The 15,892-nt window shown below is 61.8% G+C and carries 16 protein-coding genes and 1 tRNA gene; 11 read left to right on the forward strand and 6 right to left on the reverse strand.

All coding sequences use genetic code 11. The annotated features are described in order from the left end of the window. Positions 1–17: 17 nt before the first annotated feature. Complete coding sequence (locus ABIE40_RS02630; RefSeq protein ID WP_199626159.1) at positions 18–605, forward strand: TetR/AcrR family transcriptional regulator; 588 nt, start codon at positions 18–20, stop codon at positions 603–605. Here the strand turns inward: ABIE40_RS02630 and ABIE40_RS02635 are convergent. Then, positions 565–4,062, reverse strand: a complete 3,498-nt coding sequence (locus ABIE40_RS02635) for a PAS-domain containing protein (RefSeq protein ID WP_199626160.1) — start codon at positions 4,060–4,062, stop codon at positions 565–567. The two genes, ABIE40_RS02630 and ABIE40_RS02635, sit on opposite strands and share 41 nt — an antisense overlap. A gap of 214 nt (positions 4,063–4,276) precedes the next feature. On the opposite strand from ABIE40_RS02635, the gene mscL reads away from it, so the two are divergent. The 5 genes from mscL (at position 4,277) to ABIE40_RS02660 (ending at position 10,447) form a co-directional block, all read left to right on the forward strand. After that, on the forward strand, positions 4,277–4,708 hold the full coding sequence (mscL, locus tag ABIE40_RS02640; protein ID WP_112713422.1) for a large conductance mechanosensitive channel protein MscL: 432 nt from the start codon (positions 4,277–4,279) through the stop codon (positions 4,706–4,708). Positions 4,709–4,835: 127 nt separating this feature from the next. Then, complete coding sequence (locus ABIE40_RS02645) at positions 4,836–6,002, forward strand: pyridoxal phosphate-dependent aminotransferase (protein WP_199626161.1); 1,167 nt, start codon at positions 4,836–4,838, stop codon at positions 6,000–6,002. 202 nt (positions 6,003–6,204) lie between these two features. Beyond that, entirely contained in the window at positions 6,205–7,239 is a 1,035-nt protein-coding gene (gene galE, locus ABIE40_RS02650; protein WP_199626162.1) for a UDP-glucose 4-epimerase GalE, read from the forward strand. Positions 7,240–7,350: 111 nt separating this feature from the next. Then, entirely contained in the window at positions 7,351–9,324 is a 1,974-nt protein-coding gene (locus ABIE40_RS02655) for a putative bifunctional diguanylate cyclase/phosphodiesterase (protein ID WP_199626163.1), read from the forward strand. 64 nt (positions 9,325–9,388) lie between these two features. After that, positions 9,389–10,447, forward strand: coding sequence for an enoyl-CoA hydratase/isomerase family protein (locus tag ABIE40_RS02660; protein ID WP_199626164.1), 1,059 nt, complete (start codon positions 9,389–9,391; stop codon positions 10,445–10,447). 6 nt (positions 10,448–10,453) lie between these two features. Here the strand turns inward: ABIE40_RS02660 and ABIE40_RS02665 are convergent, their stop codons facing one another. The 3 genes from ABIE40_RS02665 to ABIE40_RS02675 form a co-directional block, all read right to left on the reverse strand. Further along, entirely contained in the window at positions 10,454–12,514 is a 2,061-nt protein-coding gene (locus ABIE40_RS02665) for an ATP-dependent helicase (RefSeq protein WP_199626165.1), read from the reverse strand. A gap of 90 nt (positions 12,515–12,604) precedes the next feature. Then, positions 12,605–12,835 (reverse strand): hypothetical protein, encoded by a 231-nt coding sequence (locus ABIE40_RS02670; protein WP_246777543.1) that lies wholly within the window; start codon positions 12,833–12,835, stop codon positions 12,605–12,607. A gap of 136 nt (positions 12,836–12,971) precedes the next feature. Continuing rightward, the gene (locus tag ABIE40_RS02675; RefSeq protein WP_162708636.1) at positions 12,972–13,109 is read right to left on the reverse strand and encodes a hypothetical protein; all 138 of its coding nucleotides are present in this window, start codon (positions 13,107–13,109) and stop codon (positions 12,972–12,974) included. 162 nt (positions 13,110–13,271) lie between these two features. Here ABIE40_RS02675 and ABIE40_RS02680 point away from each other — a divergent pair, with 162 nt between their 5' ends. Both ABIE40_RS02680 and ABIE40_RS02685 read left to right on the forward strand, forming a co-directional pair. Beyond that, positions 13,272–13,538, forward strand: a complete 267-nt coding sequence (locus ABIE40_RS02680) for a hypothetical protein (protein ID WP_112713410.1) — start codon at positions 13,272–13,274, stop codon at positions 13,536–13,538. Positions 13,539–13,573: 35 nt separating this feature from the next. Next, a complete protein-coding gene (locus tag ABIE40_RS02685; RefSeq protein ID WP_199626166.1) occupies positions 13,574–13,813 on the forward strand; it encodes a hypothetical protein in 240 nt (79 codons plus the stop codon). Between the two features lie 44 nt (positions 13,814–13,857). Here ABIE40_RS02685 and ABIE40_RS02690 read toward each other — a convergent pair whose 3' ends face one another. Next, positions 13,858–14,100 (reverse strand): DUF982 domain-containing protein, encoded by a 243-nt coding sequence (locus ABIE40_RS02690; RefSeq protein WP_199626167.1) that lies wholly within the window; start codon positions 14,098–14,100, stop codon positions 13,858–13,860. A 221-nt stretch (positions 14,101–14,321) separates the two neighbouring features. On the opposite strand from ABIE40_RS02690, the gene ABIE40_RS02695 reads away from it, so the two are divergent. Both ABIE40_RS02695 and ABIE40_RS02700 read left to right on the forward strand, forming a co-directional pair. Next, positions 14,322–14,822 carry an ImmA/IrrE family metallo-endopeptidase gene (locus ABIE40_RS02695; protein ID WP_199626168.1) on the forward strand — a complete coding sequence of 167 codons (501 nt, stop codon included), beginning with the start codon at positions 14,322–14,324 and terminating at the stop codon, positions 14,820–14,822. Further along, positions 14,806–15,180, forward strand: coding sequence for a hypothetical protein (locus ABIE40_RS02700; protein WP_199626169.1), 375 nt, complete (start codon positions 14,806–14,808; stop codon positions 15,178–15,180). The genes ABIE40_RS02695 and ABIE40_RS02700 overlap by 17 nt, the downstream gene beginning before the upstream one ends. A 219-nt stretch (positions 15,181–15,399) precedes the next feature. On the opposite strand, the gene ABIE40_RS02705 is transcribed toward ABIE40_RS02700, so the two are convergent. Then, positions 15,400–15,474 (reverse strand) — tRNA-Thr (locus tag ABIE40_RS02705). A gap of 154 nt (positions 15,475–15,628) precedes the next feature. Here ABIE40_RS02705 and ABIE40_RS02710 point away from each other — a divergent pair. Further along, a complete protein-coding gene (locus ABIE40_RS02710; RefSeq protein ID WP_112713402.1) occupies positions 15,629–15,823 on the forward strand; it encodes a hypothetical protein in 195 nt (64 codons plus the stop codon). Positions 15,824–15,892: the final 69 nt, after the last annotated feature.

A 15,892-nucleotide genomic window follows, 5' to 3' on the forward strand; every position in this document is an offset into this window, starting at 1 on the left:
AAGGCAGGGTAAGAGGGATGGCAGGCAGGGAAGGCCCGCGTCCGGGCGGCAGAAGCGCAAGGGTTCAGGCATCGGTGCACAAGGCCGTGCAGGATCTCCTGGCGAAGATGGATCGCGCCGAGATCACCGTGCCGCTGATCGCCACCGAAGCCGGCGTCACGCCCTCGACGATCTATCGCCGCTGGGGCGATCTGCGCGAGCTGTTGGCAGACGTCGCCGTCGAGCGCCTGCGGCCGGACATGCAACCGGTGGATACCGGCAACGCCCAGCGCGACCTGCAGCAATGGGCGGAGCAATATGCCGAGGAAATGGCCTCCGGCCCCGGACGCCAGGTGATCCGCGACACGCTCGCTTCCATCGAGGCCGCGGGCGCGCAGCAATGCTGTGATTTCACCCGCCAGCAGATCGGCGTGATCGCCGCCCGCGCCGCCCGCCGCGGCGAGGCCTTCCCGGATATCGAGCATGTGCTGGATCGGGTCGTCGCGCCGATCATCTACCGCATCCTCTTCGACACGGCCTTGGGGCCGGAGCGCGTTGCGGTGCTGGTCGAAGACATGATGAAATCTATTCCGCCGCGGCCCGCTTCTGCCCTGAAATCTGGGTGATGAAGGCGCGCAGCGCTGCCGGGCGCACCGGCTTGTGCTGCACGGCAATGCCGTAGCGCTCTGCCTCGGCGCGGATTTCCAGCGTCCGGTCGGCGGTCAGCAGCAGAGCCGGAAGCTCGGCTCCGAAACGCTGCCGGAGATTGAGAATGGCGGCAATGCCGGTTCCATCGTCGAGATGGTAATCGGCGATAACCAGATCGGGCGCCGCCGAGCGGAAATCAGCGACCTCCGCAAGCGAGGCCAGCGACTGCACCTCGCAACCCCAGCCGGAAATCAGGAGCCGCATCCCCTCGAGGATCTTCGGCTCGTTGTCGATGCAGAGGATGTTGAGACCGCGCAGCGTCTGCGTCTGACGTTCGGCCGCAACGGTAGCGACAGGCGCGCTCCCTGCCTTCGTCACATCGAGCGGCATGACGATGCGGAAATCCGTGCCCTTGCCATGGGTCGAATGCAGCTCGACCGGATGGTTCAGAACGCGGGCGATGCGATCGACGATCGACAGGCCAAGCCCAAGCCCAGTCGCCGTCTTCGCGCCCTCGTCGAGACGGGCGAATTCCTTGAAGACGGTGCGGAATTTCGAGGGCGGAATGCCTATGCCGGAATCCATCACCTGGATCACCACCTTGTCGCCACGCCGCCGGACCCCGACCAGCACCTTGCCCGTCAGCGTATACTTGATGGCGTTCGAGACGAGGTTCTGCACGAGACGACGCAGAAGATTGGGGTCGGAGCGCACCCGCAGCGTCGTCGGCATGACGGTAAGCTTGAGCTTCTTCTCACGCGCGATCGGCGCGAAGTCAGTCTCGATCCGCTGAAGCAGGTCGGAGAGCGGCACCGTCGTCAGCCGCGGCCGCATGGCGCCGGTATCGAGCCGGGAGATATCGAGCACCGCGCCGAGAATGGTCTCGACGGATTCCAGCGCCGAATCGATGTTGCGCACGATCGGCCCGTTGTCCGACTGCGCCATCCGCTCCACCAGCGCCGAGGAGTAGAGCCGGGCCGCATTCAGCGGCTGCAGAATGTCGTGGCCGGCGGCGGCGAAGAAGCGCGTCTTGCCGATATTCGCCTCGTCGGCGGCGGCCCGCGCTTCGCCAAGCTCGTGGTTCACCCGGGTCAGCTCTACGGTGCGCTCGGCAACACGCTGCTCCAGCGTCTCGTTCGCCTGCTTCAGGGCCCGGTCTGCGGCGACGCGCTGGGTGATGTCGGTGAAGGTCGCAACGATGCCCTTGTCGGGCATGGCATTGGAGCGCACTTCGATGATCCGCTCGCCGCCGCCAAGCACCAGCGAGAAGGGCTTGTCGAGCGTCTGGAAGTGACGAACGGTCTGCACCAGATCGGCGGGCGCGATATCGCCGCGCTGGCCGAGAATGGCGACGATCTCCGACAGCGGAAAGCCGACGCGGCCGGCATCCTCGGGCATGTCAAGCAGCTGGCGGAAGCGCCGGTTCCAGATCGTCAGCTGGTTGGAACTGTCGAAAACGGCGATGCCCTGGTCCATCTGCGAAAGCGCCGTCTGCAGCATGTCCTGGTTATATTGCAGCGCCTCGCTCGCCTGGTCGAGCAGCCAGGCCGTATCGGAAGAGGCATCCTCGATCTTCTGCAGGATCAGCGACAGCACGAGCCGTGCCGACGACGAACCGATGGCGCTGCCGAGCAGCTGTTCGGTGAAGTGGATCAGCGCCATGTCGGCCGGCTGGTCGTCTTCGAGCTTGCGGCCGGAGCTCTGCTCATAGGTCGCGAGCGAACGCTGCATGCGCTCCTCGCCGAGATAGCGGGCAATCGCCGCCTTCAGGTCGCCGACGCTGATCCGCGTCTTCCAGCCGCGCGTGGCGAACTGCGAGCGCGACTGGCGCTTGACGAAGATGCCCGCCTGGATGCGCTCCAGCGGCCGCGCATTGCGCGTCATCGACCCGACGATGAAGAAGGCGGTGTTGACGAGCAGGCTCATGGCCGTTGCGTTCACCAGCGGATCGGCATCCGGAGCGGTGAAAACCGTCGTGCCGGGGAACAGGAAGCCTAGGAAGCCGCTGGCGATATAGGAATAGTCAGGCCCGCCGAGCGAGGGCAGGAACAGCAGATAGAACCAGATGACGAAGCCGGAGGTGAGGCCGAGGATCGCGCCCCGCGCATTCGCCCGCCGCCAGATGAGACCGCCGAACAGTGCCGGCGCGATCTGGCCGATTGCCGCAAAGGAGAGCAGGCCGATCGAGGCGAGGCCCGCCGTGCTGTCGGTCGACCGGTAATAGGCATAGCCGAGCAGCAGCACCGCGAAGATCGCGCTGCGGCGGATATTGAGCAGCGTCTTGGCGAAATCGTCACGCTGGCTGGCCCGCCCGGCAAGCTTCCGCCGCAGGAAGATCGGCATGATGATGTCGTTCGACACCATGATCGACAACGCCACGGAATCGACGATCACCATCGCCGTAGCCGCCGAGAAGCCGCCGATGAAGGTGATCAGCGAAACGACCGGCATCTGGCCCGCCAGCGGCAGCGACAGCACATAGAGGTCGGCATTGCCGGCGCCGCCAAAGGTCAGCAATCCACCGATTGCCACAGGCAGCACGAAGAGATTGATGGCGATGAGATAGAGCGGGAACAGGTAGCCCGCGAGCTTCAGTTGCTTGGCCGTCCGGTTTTCGACGACCGTCACATGGAATTGTCGCGGCAGCATGATGATCGCGAAGGCCGAAAGCAGCGTCAGCACGATCCAGCGGCTGATCGGCGTCTGGTATTCCAGCGCCGCCGTCACCAGCGGGTTTGTCGCACTTTTCTCCCACAGGTCCATCGGCCCGTCGAACAGGAACCAGATGACACAGACCCCGGCCGTCAGGAAGGCGATGAGCTTGACGACGGATTCCATAGAGACCGCAAGAATCAGCCCGTCCTGATGTTCGGTCGCATCCGTGTGGCGGGTGCCGAACATCACGGCAAAACAGGCAAGCACCAGCGTCACGATCAGCGGCAGGTCGAGGAAATAGAGATTGCCGCTGCCGATGCCGTAATCCTGCGGATTGACGACGACTGATACCGTGCTCGAAATCGCCTTCAGCTGCAGCGCGATATAGGGGATGACGCCGACCAGCGATATCAGCGCCACGATCGTCGCGACGGTTGAATTTTTCCCGTAGCGCGCCGCGATGAAGTCGGCGACGGAAGTGAGCTTCTCGGCCTTGGCGAGTTCGATGATCCGCCTCAATACCGGCATGCCGAGCGTGAAGACGAGGATCGGGCCGATATAGATGCCGGCGAACTCAAGCCCATGCTGCGAGGCGAGGCCGACGCCGCCGAAATAGGTCCAGGAGGTGCAGTAGATCGCCAGGCTCAGCGCATAGACAACAGGCCAGCCGCCCTCAAGAGTGCCGAGCCGGCGGCTCTTGCGGTCGCCATAGCTTGCGACGGCAAACAGCAGAAGCATGTAGCCGAAGGCAGAAGCAATGATCACCCAACCCGGAAGCATCGATCCTCCACCGGCGTGTCATGCGCCGGTTCTCCCTGATGCATGCGAGATTAGGTGAAATCCCCCACTTTGGAAATTGGGGTGATCTAGGCATTAAGTCCAAGACGTAGGAAGCGGTGATTATTCAAAATTAACAATTGAATAATTGTGGCGGAGATGTAGCTAATTAGCGCACGGACTGTCAGTGAGAGCACTTCAGAGGGAGACAGATCGGATGCTCAACGAATTCAAAGCGTTTATTGCCCGCGGTAACGTCATGGACCTGGCGGTCGGTGTCATTATCGGTGGCGCTTTCGGCGGTATCGTCAAGTCGCTTGTCGACGATATCATCATGCCTATCGTTGGCGCCATCTTCGGTGGCTTCGACTTCTCCAACTACTTCATCGGCCTGTCGTCGGCGGTCAATGCACCGACGCTGGCTGCCGCCCGTGCCCAGGGCGCCGTCTTCGCCTACGGCAACTTTATCACCGTCGTCATCAACTTCATGATCCTCGCCTGGATCATCTTCCTGATGGTCAAGGGCGTGAACACGCTGCGCAAGCAGGTCGAGCGCAACGAGGAGAAGGCTGCGGAAGCTGCGCCGCCGCCGGCCGATGTCGCGCTTCTCACCGAAATCCGCGATCTCCTGGCCAAGCGCCCGGCCTGATCCGGGGGCATTTGAGCCCTGCTTTCCGGCAGGGCTCAATCCATCACGAAAATCGATGTGACATCACGCATTCTCATTGGGATTTGCGCCGGGTTTTGTTCTATGAAGGCCAAAACCGGAGTCCTTCATGTCGATCGTCAATAGCCTCAGCCCGCGCGCCATCACGGCACCCGAAAGCGGGATCGTCGAAGTCGTCAATTATGCACGCGGCCGCGAAGGCCTGCTGCCGCTTTGGGTCGGCGAAGGCGATCTGCCGACGCCCGATTTCATCAGCAAGGCGGCGATGGATGCGTTGGCGGCCGGCGAGACCTTCTACACTTGGCAGCGCGGCATCCCGGAGCTTCGCCAGGCGCTCTCGGATTACTATGCCCGCCACTTCGGCGTGACGCTGTCTCCTGAACATTTCTACGTCACCGGCTCCGGCATGCAGGCGATCCAGATCGCCGTGCAGGCGATGACCTCGCCCGGCGACGAAATCGTCTACCTGACGCCCGCCTGGCCGAATATCGCGGCAGCCCTCGAAATCGCCGGTGCCCGCTCTGTAGGCGTCGAGCTGCAGTTCGAAGGCGGCACATGGGCTGTCGATCTCGACCGCATCGAAGCGGCCGTTACGCCGAAGACCAAAGGCCTCTTCGTCAACACGCCGTCGAACCCGACGGGCTGGACGGCGACGAAGCAGGATTTGAAACAGATCCTCGAAATCGCCCGCAAGCACGGTCTCTGGATCATGGCCGACGAGATATACGCCCGCTACTTCTATGCCGGCGGCCGCGCGCCGTCGTTCTTCGATGTCATGGAGCCCGGCGACAAGATCTTCTTCGTCAATTCCTTCTCGAAGAACTGGTCTATGACCGGCTGGCGCGTCGGCTGGATCGTCGGCCCGCCGGAAACCGGCCAGGTGCTCGAAAACCTGATCCAGTATTCGACTTCGGGTGTCGCGCAGTTCATGCAGAAGGGCGCGGTCGCGGCGCTCAACCACGGCGACGATTTCGTCGCCGCCAACGTCCGCAAGGCCACCGAAGCCCGCGATATCCTCTGCGACGCGCTGATTGCCACCAATCGTGTCGAGACCTTGAAGCCCGATGGCGCGCTCTATGCGTTCCTGAAGATCGACGGCGTCACCGACAGCCGCAAGGCGGCGCTCGATATAGTCGACAAGACCGGCGTCGGCCTGGCGCCCGGTGCGGCCTTCGGCGCTGGTGGCGAGCTCTTCCTGCGCGCCTGCTTCCTGCGCGATCCGGCTCAGGTGCGCATCGCCGCCGAGCGTCTTTGCGACTACATCATGAGCCGCTGAACACGGCATGCCCGGCTCCCTCAGCCGGGCATCTGCCCCGGATTCGGCCGGTTCGATAAAATTGTAGCGAAAGCCGAAATCGGCCTCTAACCACACCCGCAAACTTACCCGCCGGAACGGCCCAAAACGGGCCTTTGATAAGAAAATCCGAAAGGGAAAATCCGTCTGATGCCCCTGTGCGATAAAACAGGGAATGCGGGACATGGCAATCTTGGTGACGGGCGGCGCTGGCTATATCGGCAGCCATATGGTCTGGACACTGCTGGAGGCAGGTGAGGACGTCGTCGTTCTCGACCGTCTGTCGACGGGCTTCCGCTGGGCGGTGGCGCCGGCGGCCCGCTTCTATCTCGGCGATGTCGCAGACCCCGAAATCCTGCGGACCATCTTCATCGAAAATGATATCGAGGCGATCATTCACTTCGCCGGTTCGGCCGTCGTGCCGGTCTCTGTCGCCGATCCGCTCTCATACTACGACAACAATTCCGGCAAGACTCGCGCGCTGCTCAGCGCCTCTATCGAAGCCGGTGTCCGCCATTTCGTCTTCTCGTCGACCGCCGCCGTCTATGGCCCGCAGAAGACGTCGGATCCGGTCAAGGAAACCGCGACCCTCAATCCTGAAAATCCCTACGGCCAGTCGAAGCTGATGACCGAGTTCATGCTGCGCGATGCCGCTGCAGCCTATGATTTCAACTATGTGGCACTGCGCTATTTCAACGTAGCCGGAGCCGACCCGCAGGGCCGCGCTGGCCAGTCCACCAATGGCGCCACGCATCTGATCAAGGTCGCCTGCGAAGCCGCTCTCGGCAAGCGCGACGGCGTCAGCGTCTACGGCGTCGATTACCCGACCCATGACGGAACCGGCGTGCGCGACTATATCCACGTCACCGATCTCGCCGATGCGCACCTGAAGGCGCTGCAGCACCTGCGCCAGGGCAAGGGTTCGCTGGTCGCCAACTGCGGCTATGGTTTCGGCTATTCGGTTCTCGACGTGCTGAACATGGTCACCCGCGTTCACGGCCACTCCTTCAAGATCCACATGGCACCACGCCGCCCCGGCGATTCCGCGAGTGTCGTCGCCGACGCAACCTTGGCGCGCCGCGTGCTCGGCTGGGTGCCGCAGCATGATGCGCTCGAAACCATCGTGCGCAGCGCACTCGACTGGGAACTGGAGCTGATGCATCGCCGCGTCGGCGATCTGCAGGGCATCTACCGCGAACTGGCTGCCGCGTCGTTCTGATCGCGCTAACACGACATTTACCATCCGCGGCGGGATAGCCGTGCGAAAACAGCGAAACTAAGAAAAAATCAAGCTTTCTCTGGCTGTTCTGTGGCCAAGGGAAAAGGGACAATGAAAAGCTTCATCGCTTCGCTACGGCTGCAAAAAGACAACCCGAAGTTCTTGATGGCACAGTTTCAGGCTCTGTCGACACAGATCCCGATTCTCTATGTCTTGCTGATCATCAACGCGCTCTCCGTCGCGATCACCCATATCAAGACCGCGCCGCTCTGGCTGGCGCTCTATATTCCGACCGGCCTCAGCGTCGTCTGCCTCTTCCGTCTCTGTTGGTGGGAAATCAACGGCAAGGAAAACGTTACCCCCGAGCGCGCCTACAAGCTGATGCGCTTCACGATCGTCGGCTCCTGCATCCTGACGGTTGCTTTCGGCTTCTGGGCGGTGGCGCTTTATAGCTATGGCAATGCCTTTCAGCAGGGCCAGATCGCCTATTTCCTGGTCGTGACTGGCATTTCCTGCATCTTCTGTCTCATGCATCTGCCGATCGCGGCTGCAATCACCACGGTCATCACCTTCACCGCGATGGCGCTGACCTTCCTGTCCTCGGGCAATCCGGTTTTCATCGCCACTGCCGTCAGCGGCCTCTTCCTGATCCTGCCGTTCCTCCGGGTGATCAACAGCTACTTCCAGAACTTCGCCGGTCTCGTGCAGATGACCGAGGAGCTGGAGAAGAAGCAGGCCGAAGCCGAAGAGCTCAATCTCGTCAACAGCCGCAACGCGCTGCAGGACCAGCTGACCGGTCTTGCCAACCGCCGCAGCTTCTTCCTGTCGCTGGAGCGCCTGCTGCAGCAGAATCCCAACGAGCCGCCTGTCATCGGCATCATCGATCTCGACGGCTTCAAGCCGGTCAACGACGTCTTCGGCCATTCGGCAGGCGATCTCGTGCTGAAGGAAACCGCCCGCCGCTTTGCCGCACTTGCCGGCAGCGAAGCGGTCGTCTCGCGTCTCGGCGGCGACGAATTCGGCCTCATCTTCCCGCAGGGCATCAGCCGCAAGGATGTCGCCGATCTCGGCCATGCCCTCTGCGCCTCCGTGCACGAAGCCTTCGAAATCCCCGACGGTTCGGTCCGCGTCTCGGCCTCCTGCGGCATCGTCTATCCCGAGGATCGTGATTCCACCGCCGAAGACCTCTATGAGAAGGCGGACTTCGCCCTCTATCAGGTCAAGAGCAAGCGCCGCGGCGGCGTCGAGTTCTTCTCTTCGGAGCACGAGAAGATCCTGAACCAGCGCTATCAGATCGAGCTGGAGCTGCAGGCCAACGATTTCTCCAGCGAACTGTCGTTGGAATACCAGCCGATCATCGAGCTGAAGAGCGGCCGCGTTGTCGGCTATGAGGCGCTGGCGCGCTGGGATAGCGCCCGCTTCGGCCGGATCAGCCCGGATGCCTTCATCCCCGCCGCCGAGCGCACCGCCGTCATCGGCCGGATGACCCGCGTGCTGTTCGGCCAGGCGCTCGATGCGCTGAAGCGGATCCCCGATCATCTCTGCCTGTCGTTCAATCTCTCGGCCCGCGACATCTGCGACCACGAGACCTCGATGAACCTGCTCGCGATGATCCACCGCTCCGGCGTCGATCCGAAACGCATCGAGTTCGAAATCACCGAGACGGCGCTGCTGTCGGACTTCGATACCGCCGACCAGGTGATCGGCCTGCTGCGCGCCGCCGGCATTTCGATCGCGCTCGATGATTTCGGCACCGGCTTCTCAAGCCTCAGCCATATCCACCGCCTGGCCTTCGACAAGCTGAAGATCGACAAGACCTTCGTGATGAATTTCGATCGCGATGTCCGCTCGATGAACATCACCCGCTCGGTCGCCAATCTCTGCCAGAACCTCGGCATCGCCTCGGTCGCCGAAGGCGTCGAGAGCGAGGAAATCGCCGACGGCCTGCGCGCCATGGGCGTCCGGCTGGCCCAGGGTTACCACTTCTCCAGGCCGCTGAAACTCAACGCCGCGATCGACTATGCGCTCCAGCGCGACGCGATGACGATGGCTCACGAACCGCTCCACGCGCTGCTTCCGTATTGATCCCCACTGGAACGAAGTGCCCTGCCTGTCTATTGATTAGCTGATCAAGGAGGCGCGGCACACCATGCACAAGAACAGCGACCGGGAAGTCTTCATCGAAAAGCGCGGCAGCGCAGGCATTGTCCGCCTCAATCGCCCCAAGGCTCTCAACAGCCTGACGCTGCCGATGGTGCGCATGCTGGATGCTGCATTTGACGAATTCGAGGGTGACCCTGACGTCGCAACCGTGGTCGTCACAGGCGAGGGCGAGCGCGGCTTCTGCGCCGGAGGCGATATCCGCGCTCTGCATCAGAGCGGTCTTTCCGGATCCGGAGATGCTGAAGCCTTCTGGCGCGAGGAGTTCGCGCTCAATCATCGCATCGCCCACTTCCCGAAACCCTATGTCGCGGTCATGGATGGCATCACCATGGGCGGCGGTGTCGGCCTCTCGGCGCATGGCCGCCACCGGGTCGTGACCGAGCGCACCCGGCTTGCCATGCCGGAAACCGGCATCGGCTACTTCCCGGATGTCGGCGCCACTTGGCTGCTGCCGCGCATGCCGGGCGAAACCGGCACATGGGCTGGCCTCACAGGTCTTGAAATGAACGCCACCGACGCGCTCTATGCCGGTCTCGCCGACGTCAAGATCGCCTCCAGCCGCTTGCCAGAGATGATCGATGCACTGGCCCGCATGCCGCTCGGATCGTCTTCGACCGCGGTCGATGCGCTGCTGAAGCATATCGCCATCCACCCGCATGCCGGCCACCCGCAGCATAACCGCGAGGTGATCGACCGCGCCTTCCGCTTCGACAGCGTCGAGGAGATTGTCGCGGCCCTGGAGGCAGAGGAGGGCGAGTTTGCAGCCGAGACCCGCGCCACCATCCTCAAGCGCTCGCCGACCAGCCTCAAGGTGACGCTGAGGCTGCTGCGCCAGGGCAGGGCGAGTGCCGATCTCGCCGAATGCCTGAACCGCGAGCTCGCCGCCTGCATGCAAATCCTGAAGACACCGGATTTCTACGAAGGTGTGCGCGCCGCCGTCATCGACAAGGACCGCAATCCGAAATGGAAACCGGCCGAGCTTGCCGCCGTCAGCCCGGAAGCCATTGAACCGTTTTTCGGCAGCGTCAAACCTCTGGCGCTTTAGGCGGTCCTAGCGCCACATGCCGCGCATGCGCGCGCCGACATCGATCCGCACCTGACGCGCGTGCTGGCTGGCCGCCGTCTCGGCCTTGGCCTGCTGCCAGCCGCAGACTTCGAAGAACTGCAGAAGCGTCGCCGGAATGAAGCGGGTGCGGGCGGCATAGACATGACGGTCGCCCTGGGCATTCTGGCCGTGCGTGAAGAAGCGCTGCGGCACGACGAGATCGAGATTGTCCTTCGCCCGCGTCATCGCGACATAGAGGAGCCGCCGCTCCTCCTCGATCTCGGCGCTGGTGCCGACAGCGAGGTCGGAGGGAATGCAGCCGTCCACGACGTTCAGCATGAACACCTTGGTCCATTCCTGCCCCTTGGCCGAATGGATGGTGGAGAGGATGAGATAATCCTCGTCGAGCAGCGGCACGCCGGCCTGATCGCTGGTCGCATCCGGCGGATCGAGCGTCAGCTCCGTCAGGAAGCGCTCGCGGGAAGGATAGCCTGCGGCGATCTGCTCGAGCTGAAGCAGGTCGGCCTGGCGCGTCGAGGCGTCCTCATGCAGCCGTTCCAGATGCGGCTGGTACCATTCCCGCACGAGCCCGATCTCGGCCGGCCATCCCGCCTTGCCGGTCTTCAGCTCCTGCATCACGGACACGAAGGCCGTCCAGTCATCGCCGGAGCGCGGCGGTGCGGCCAGTTCGGCAAGCGCCTGGATCGGGCTCGGATCGGCCGCCATATGATCCAGCGTCTTCTGCGCCGTCGAGGGCCCGACACCGGGCAGGATCTGCATCAGCCGGAACCCTGCAACGCGATCGCGCGGATTGAGCGCAAAGCGCAGTGCGGCCAGCATGTCCTTCACATGCGCGCTGTCCAGAAACTTCAGCCCGCCGAATTTGACGAAGGGAATGTTGCGCCGTGTGAGCTCGACTTCCAGCGCGCCGCTGTGATGCGAGGCGCGGAACAGCACCGCCTGGCTCTTCAGCTTCACGCCTTCCTCACGGTTCTCAAGCACCTTGTCGGCAACGAAGCGCGCCTGATCCGCCTCGTCGCGCACGGTGACGAGGCGCGGCCGCTCGGCCGATTGCCGCTCCGTCCAGAGGTTCTTGGTGAAGCGTTCCGAGGCGAGATCGATGACGGCATTGGCGGCGGCAAGAATCGGCTGCGTCGAGCGGTAGTTGCGGTCGAGCGTCACGATGTTGGCGGCTGGCGTGAACGAGGCCGGAAAGTCGAGAATGTTGCGCACCGTCGCGGCGCGGAAGGAATAGATCGACTGCGCATCGTCGCCGACGACGGTCAGCCCCTGCCCATCCGGCTTCAGCGCCAGCAGGATCGAGGACTGCAGCCGGTTGGTGTCCTGATATTCGTCGACGAGCACATGGTCGAAGCGACTGCCGATATCCTCGGCAATCATCGGCTCGGCCACCATCTGCGCCCAGTAGAGCAGCAGGTCGTCGTAGTCGAGAACGTTCTGCGCCTGCTTGGCCTCGACATAGGCGCCGAAGAGCTCGCGCAGCTGGTTCTCCCAGGTCGCACACCACGGAAACGCATCGCGCAAGACGAGCGGCAGCTCGCCTTCGGAATTGACGACGCGCGAATAGATCGCCAGGCATGTGCCCTTGGTCGGAAAGCGGTTCTCGGTCTTTGAGAAGCCGAGATCGTGGCGCACGATATTCATCAGGTCGGCGCTGTCTTCCCGGTCGTGGATCGTGAAGGCCGGATCGACACCGATCTGCTCGGCATAGTCGCGCAGCAGCCGCGCGCCGATGCCGTGGAACGTGCCGCTCCAGGCAAGCGCATCCGCCATGATGCCGGAATTGGCGCCGAGCACTTCGGCGCAGATGCGCTCGACGCGCCGCGCCATCTCGGAGGCGGCCCGGCGCGAAAAGGTCATCAGCAGGATGCGGCGCGGATCGGCTCCCTTGACGATCAGATGCGCGACGCGATGGGCCAGCGTGTTGGTCTTGCCGGAACCGGCGCCCGCAATGACGAGCAGCGGGCCTGCGACATGGCTGCCCTCGGTAAGGGTTCCGTGTTCCACGGCCATGCGCTGTTGCGGGTTGAGCTTTTCGAGATACATCCAGCCGTCCGGTTGGCGCCCGCGCGCTTGGCGTCACGGACTATGAGACGTTCCTTGAATGTTCTTGATAGTGATTCCTGTCAAGCGCGGTCAGTAAACGAAGTCTGAAACCACTTCCTGGCGCGTCAGCTTCAGCGTCCGGTCCGGCTGCAGGATATAGGTCTCCTGCACCTTCTGGCCGCTGGAATTGTAGAAGCTGTTATAGACATAGCTGCCGGGCGGCGACTTCGTCAGCTTCGAGCGCGCCGGCCCGCCATAGGTGAGGCTTCCCGGGATCGGCGTCGGCCCGGCGCTATCGGCAGCGCTGCAGGCCACCAGCATGGCGGCGGCGGTGAAAACCGGAACGATGACCTTGAACATGAAAGCTGCCCCCATTTCGACCCATCATTGATATGGCGCCAAAAATCCGCTTCGCCAAGTAGAGCGCGCTGAAATTTGCGGGGGCAAGAGCGGGGCGCTACTTAGGCTCCGGCTGCTGGATGGTCTTTTGCGGCGTGTCGTCCTGGCTGCCGCCCTGTTCGAAGGGCTTGATGACAAGGATACTCAGAATGGAAGCGACCATGAGCGCGATGATGATCAGCATCAGTGTTTTCATGATTAATTCTACTTCGTCCGGCCATGCTGTTCTCAACCTTATTGAACAGCGCCGCTGCCCGAAAAGTTCCGGCAAGTGTGCACGAAAACGTGCGAAGAAAAGCGGGGAACCAAAGCTGCCCTTCACGGGTTGATTGGGCGGATTTCAACGCTGGAGATAGTCATGAGGACCTGCATCCGTCTGGGGGTTCCAGCCCTTTTTATTGCAAGTGCCGCTTTCGCCATTCCCGCATCCGCCGCTCTCGAAACCGATGTCGATTATTATTCGGCCCTGCCGCAGGACCAGATGGCGCTGAACGAATATAGCGGCACCGTCGCCTGCCCGCAGCCCGAATCCCACTACGTGCCGTCCTTCATCCGCGCTCCCGACGGAACGATCATCGGTGTCGGCTATCTGGAAATGGACAGCCAGAGCGACGCCGGCTGTTAACGCATGAAATTCTTGAAGTATTGCCAGAATATCGGTTGTTCGAGGCTCGTCTGCATAATGCAGAGGGTGACGAGCCTCTGACCATCATCATGATGGCTGCAGATGTTCTATTGATGCACAACGCAAGGGCGCAACGGCAATACTTGGGCTATCCCGCGCCAGATTCCCCCACGGTTAAGCGAAAATTAACGGCCATCCCGTTCCGGCACGGCGCCGGCAAAACCGCATTCAGCGATATCAGTCCGCATGACGTTGCGACCGTTCCCGGCGAGTGAGCCATGCCCGAGTGCGGGCAGGCCCGGCTCGCCCGGCGAGACGTTTAGTGAAGCTTGAGCTTCGCCTCTTCCGCAGCTGCCACGAACTCCATCCGCGCTTCCTCGGCCGTCTTGCGGCCATCGAGTGCAGCACGGCAGGTACTGCGGGCCTTGAGGTAGCGCAACCCGCGCGCGGCGGGCCAGAGATCGGCAAGGCACTTCAATGCATCGAACGGACCGTTCACGGTACGGGCATCGGTATCCTCGAAACCCACCTTGACCGGACTATCCCATCTTTCAGTTGCCATAGGCGTATTCCTCCAGTGTGTACGCCAAAACGCGCAGCCAGCCCCTCGCGTTCCTCCCGCAGTGCCGCTGCATGAGAGTATTTTAGCGGGTTATTTTGCCGGGGCAATGGGGGGAGATGCGGGTACGCGGCTAGCCGCGCTATACTTACACTAGAGTGGACTCTGGTGCATGATTCGCAAATCACCTATATCTAAGGCTCATCATGAGCCGGAGTGGACTTTTGGAGAAACTTGTCACGCCAGACTATGCCCGTGTAAAGCGGGTCGTGGACGGCATCATAGATGACTTAGGTATAACCTCGCCTCCGGTTAATCCGGTCGATGTTGCGCGGCAACTTGGTCTGGAAGTAGAGTTCGCGACGTTCGGCGGCAAGTTTTATGGTATCTCCGGGTTCTATGATTGCGATTCCAACGCAATCATCGTGAACGCGCATGAGTACCCTCTCCGGCAGACCTTTACGGTAGCCCATGAACTTGGGCACCACATGCTTCATCGGGAGTGGGCGAAAACCAGCGAATATACCATGCTGATGCGCGACTCCGACTACAACGGCAGTGAAGCACATGAGAAGGAAGCCAACGCGTTCGCTGGAAACCTCCTTGTGCCTCGGTTCATGCTGGATAGATACTGGCAGTCCACATCGGTGGAGGGCCTTTCTAAGTTGTTCGCTGTTTCCGTTCCCGTGATTAAGAATCGGATTTCGCTTGAGTACGGGGTTTGATCGACAGGCCGCTAAAGCGGCGATCAAGGAGACACAGGGCGCGGACCCAGAATTCGATGCTGTTCAGTCTAGTGCTCATGACTTCCAGCTAAAGCTTACACAAGAAAATAACCGTCACAGCGAACATATGCGAAAGCAGGAGATCGGTTTCTTTGGCCGCGCCTTCGGCGGCGAGAAATCCGCACCCACATATGTCGCCTTCATTGTGACCGTCTTTGGGCTAGTTGCCGTTGGCTTCTGCTGGGGTATGGCGGCGTACAACGCTTCGATGACTGAGTTCTGGTCAACTCAAGCGGAGCGGGCCATGGCATTTGCTGCGAGTGCCCTTGCCTATATATTTGGACGTGGAACTCGATAGTGTTTTGCGCCTCCGACTAAGTGGCGCCACCTATAGAGGCAATGTCTTATCGCGGAAAGAGCACCGCCTTGCTTTCGAGAGGTTGCCCATCAAACTGAACTGCGAGAAGACGGCGCGGATCGCTTGCGCAACTCGTGTTGCTCGGCCCTTTGGTGTTGATTTGCGGTCACGCAGTGCATATGTCGCACGTTCTTCCCATTCTACTTCGAGAAGAAAAACTGGTGCTGCCGAGTGGGATTGAACCACCGACCTCACCCTTACCAAGGGTGTGCTCTACCACTGAGCTACGGCAGCAGGACCAGGAACGCTTCGAGCCGTTGGGCTGTGTTGCGTGGACGGGGCGCCTATTGCCACAGGTTCTTGACAAGCGCAAGCCGCAATTTCCAACTTCGCGTGGATTAACGACGAAGCTCTTTTGACAAGGGCGGGAATCCGGTAAGCAGAACACATGGAACACAATAGCGAAAAGCCTGCAAACGGCCGCAAGGCGGCGATCGAAGAGCAGGCCCGGCTCCGGCGTGAGCGGGCTGCAGAAAAACTTCGGGAAAATCTTTCCCGACGCAAACAGCAGACCCGGGCGCGCCGTTCCGGCGAGGCGGATCAGACGATCGGCCTGCCTGCCGCAAAAATGGACGAATCGTAATGTTGGCTCCGCGGCGAATTGAAGCGTCGCGGGAATTCGTCTAAAGACCCCCATCCCTTTTAAAGGCAG

The sequence above is a fragment of the Rhizobium sp. OAE497 genome (assembly GCF_040546565.1).
In the GTDB taxonomy this organism is placed as follows: Bacteria; Pseudomonadota; Alphaproteobacteria; order Rhizobiales; family Rhizobiaceae; genus Rhizobium.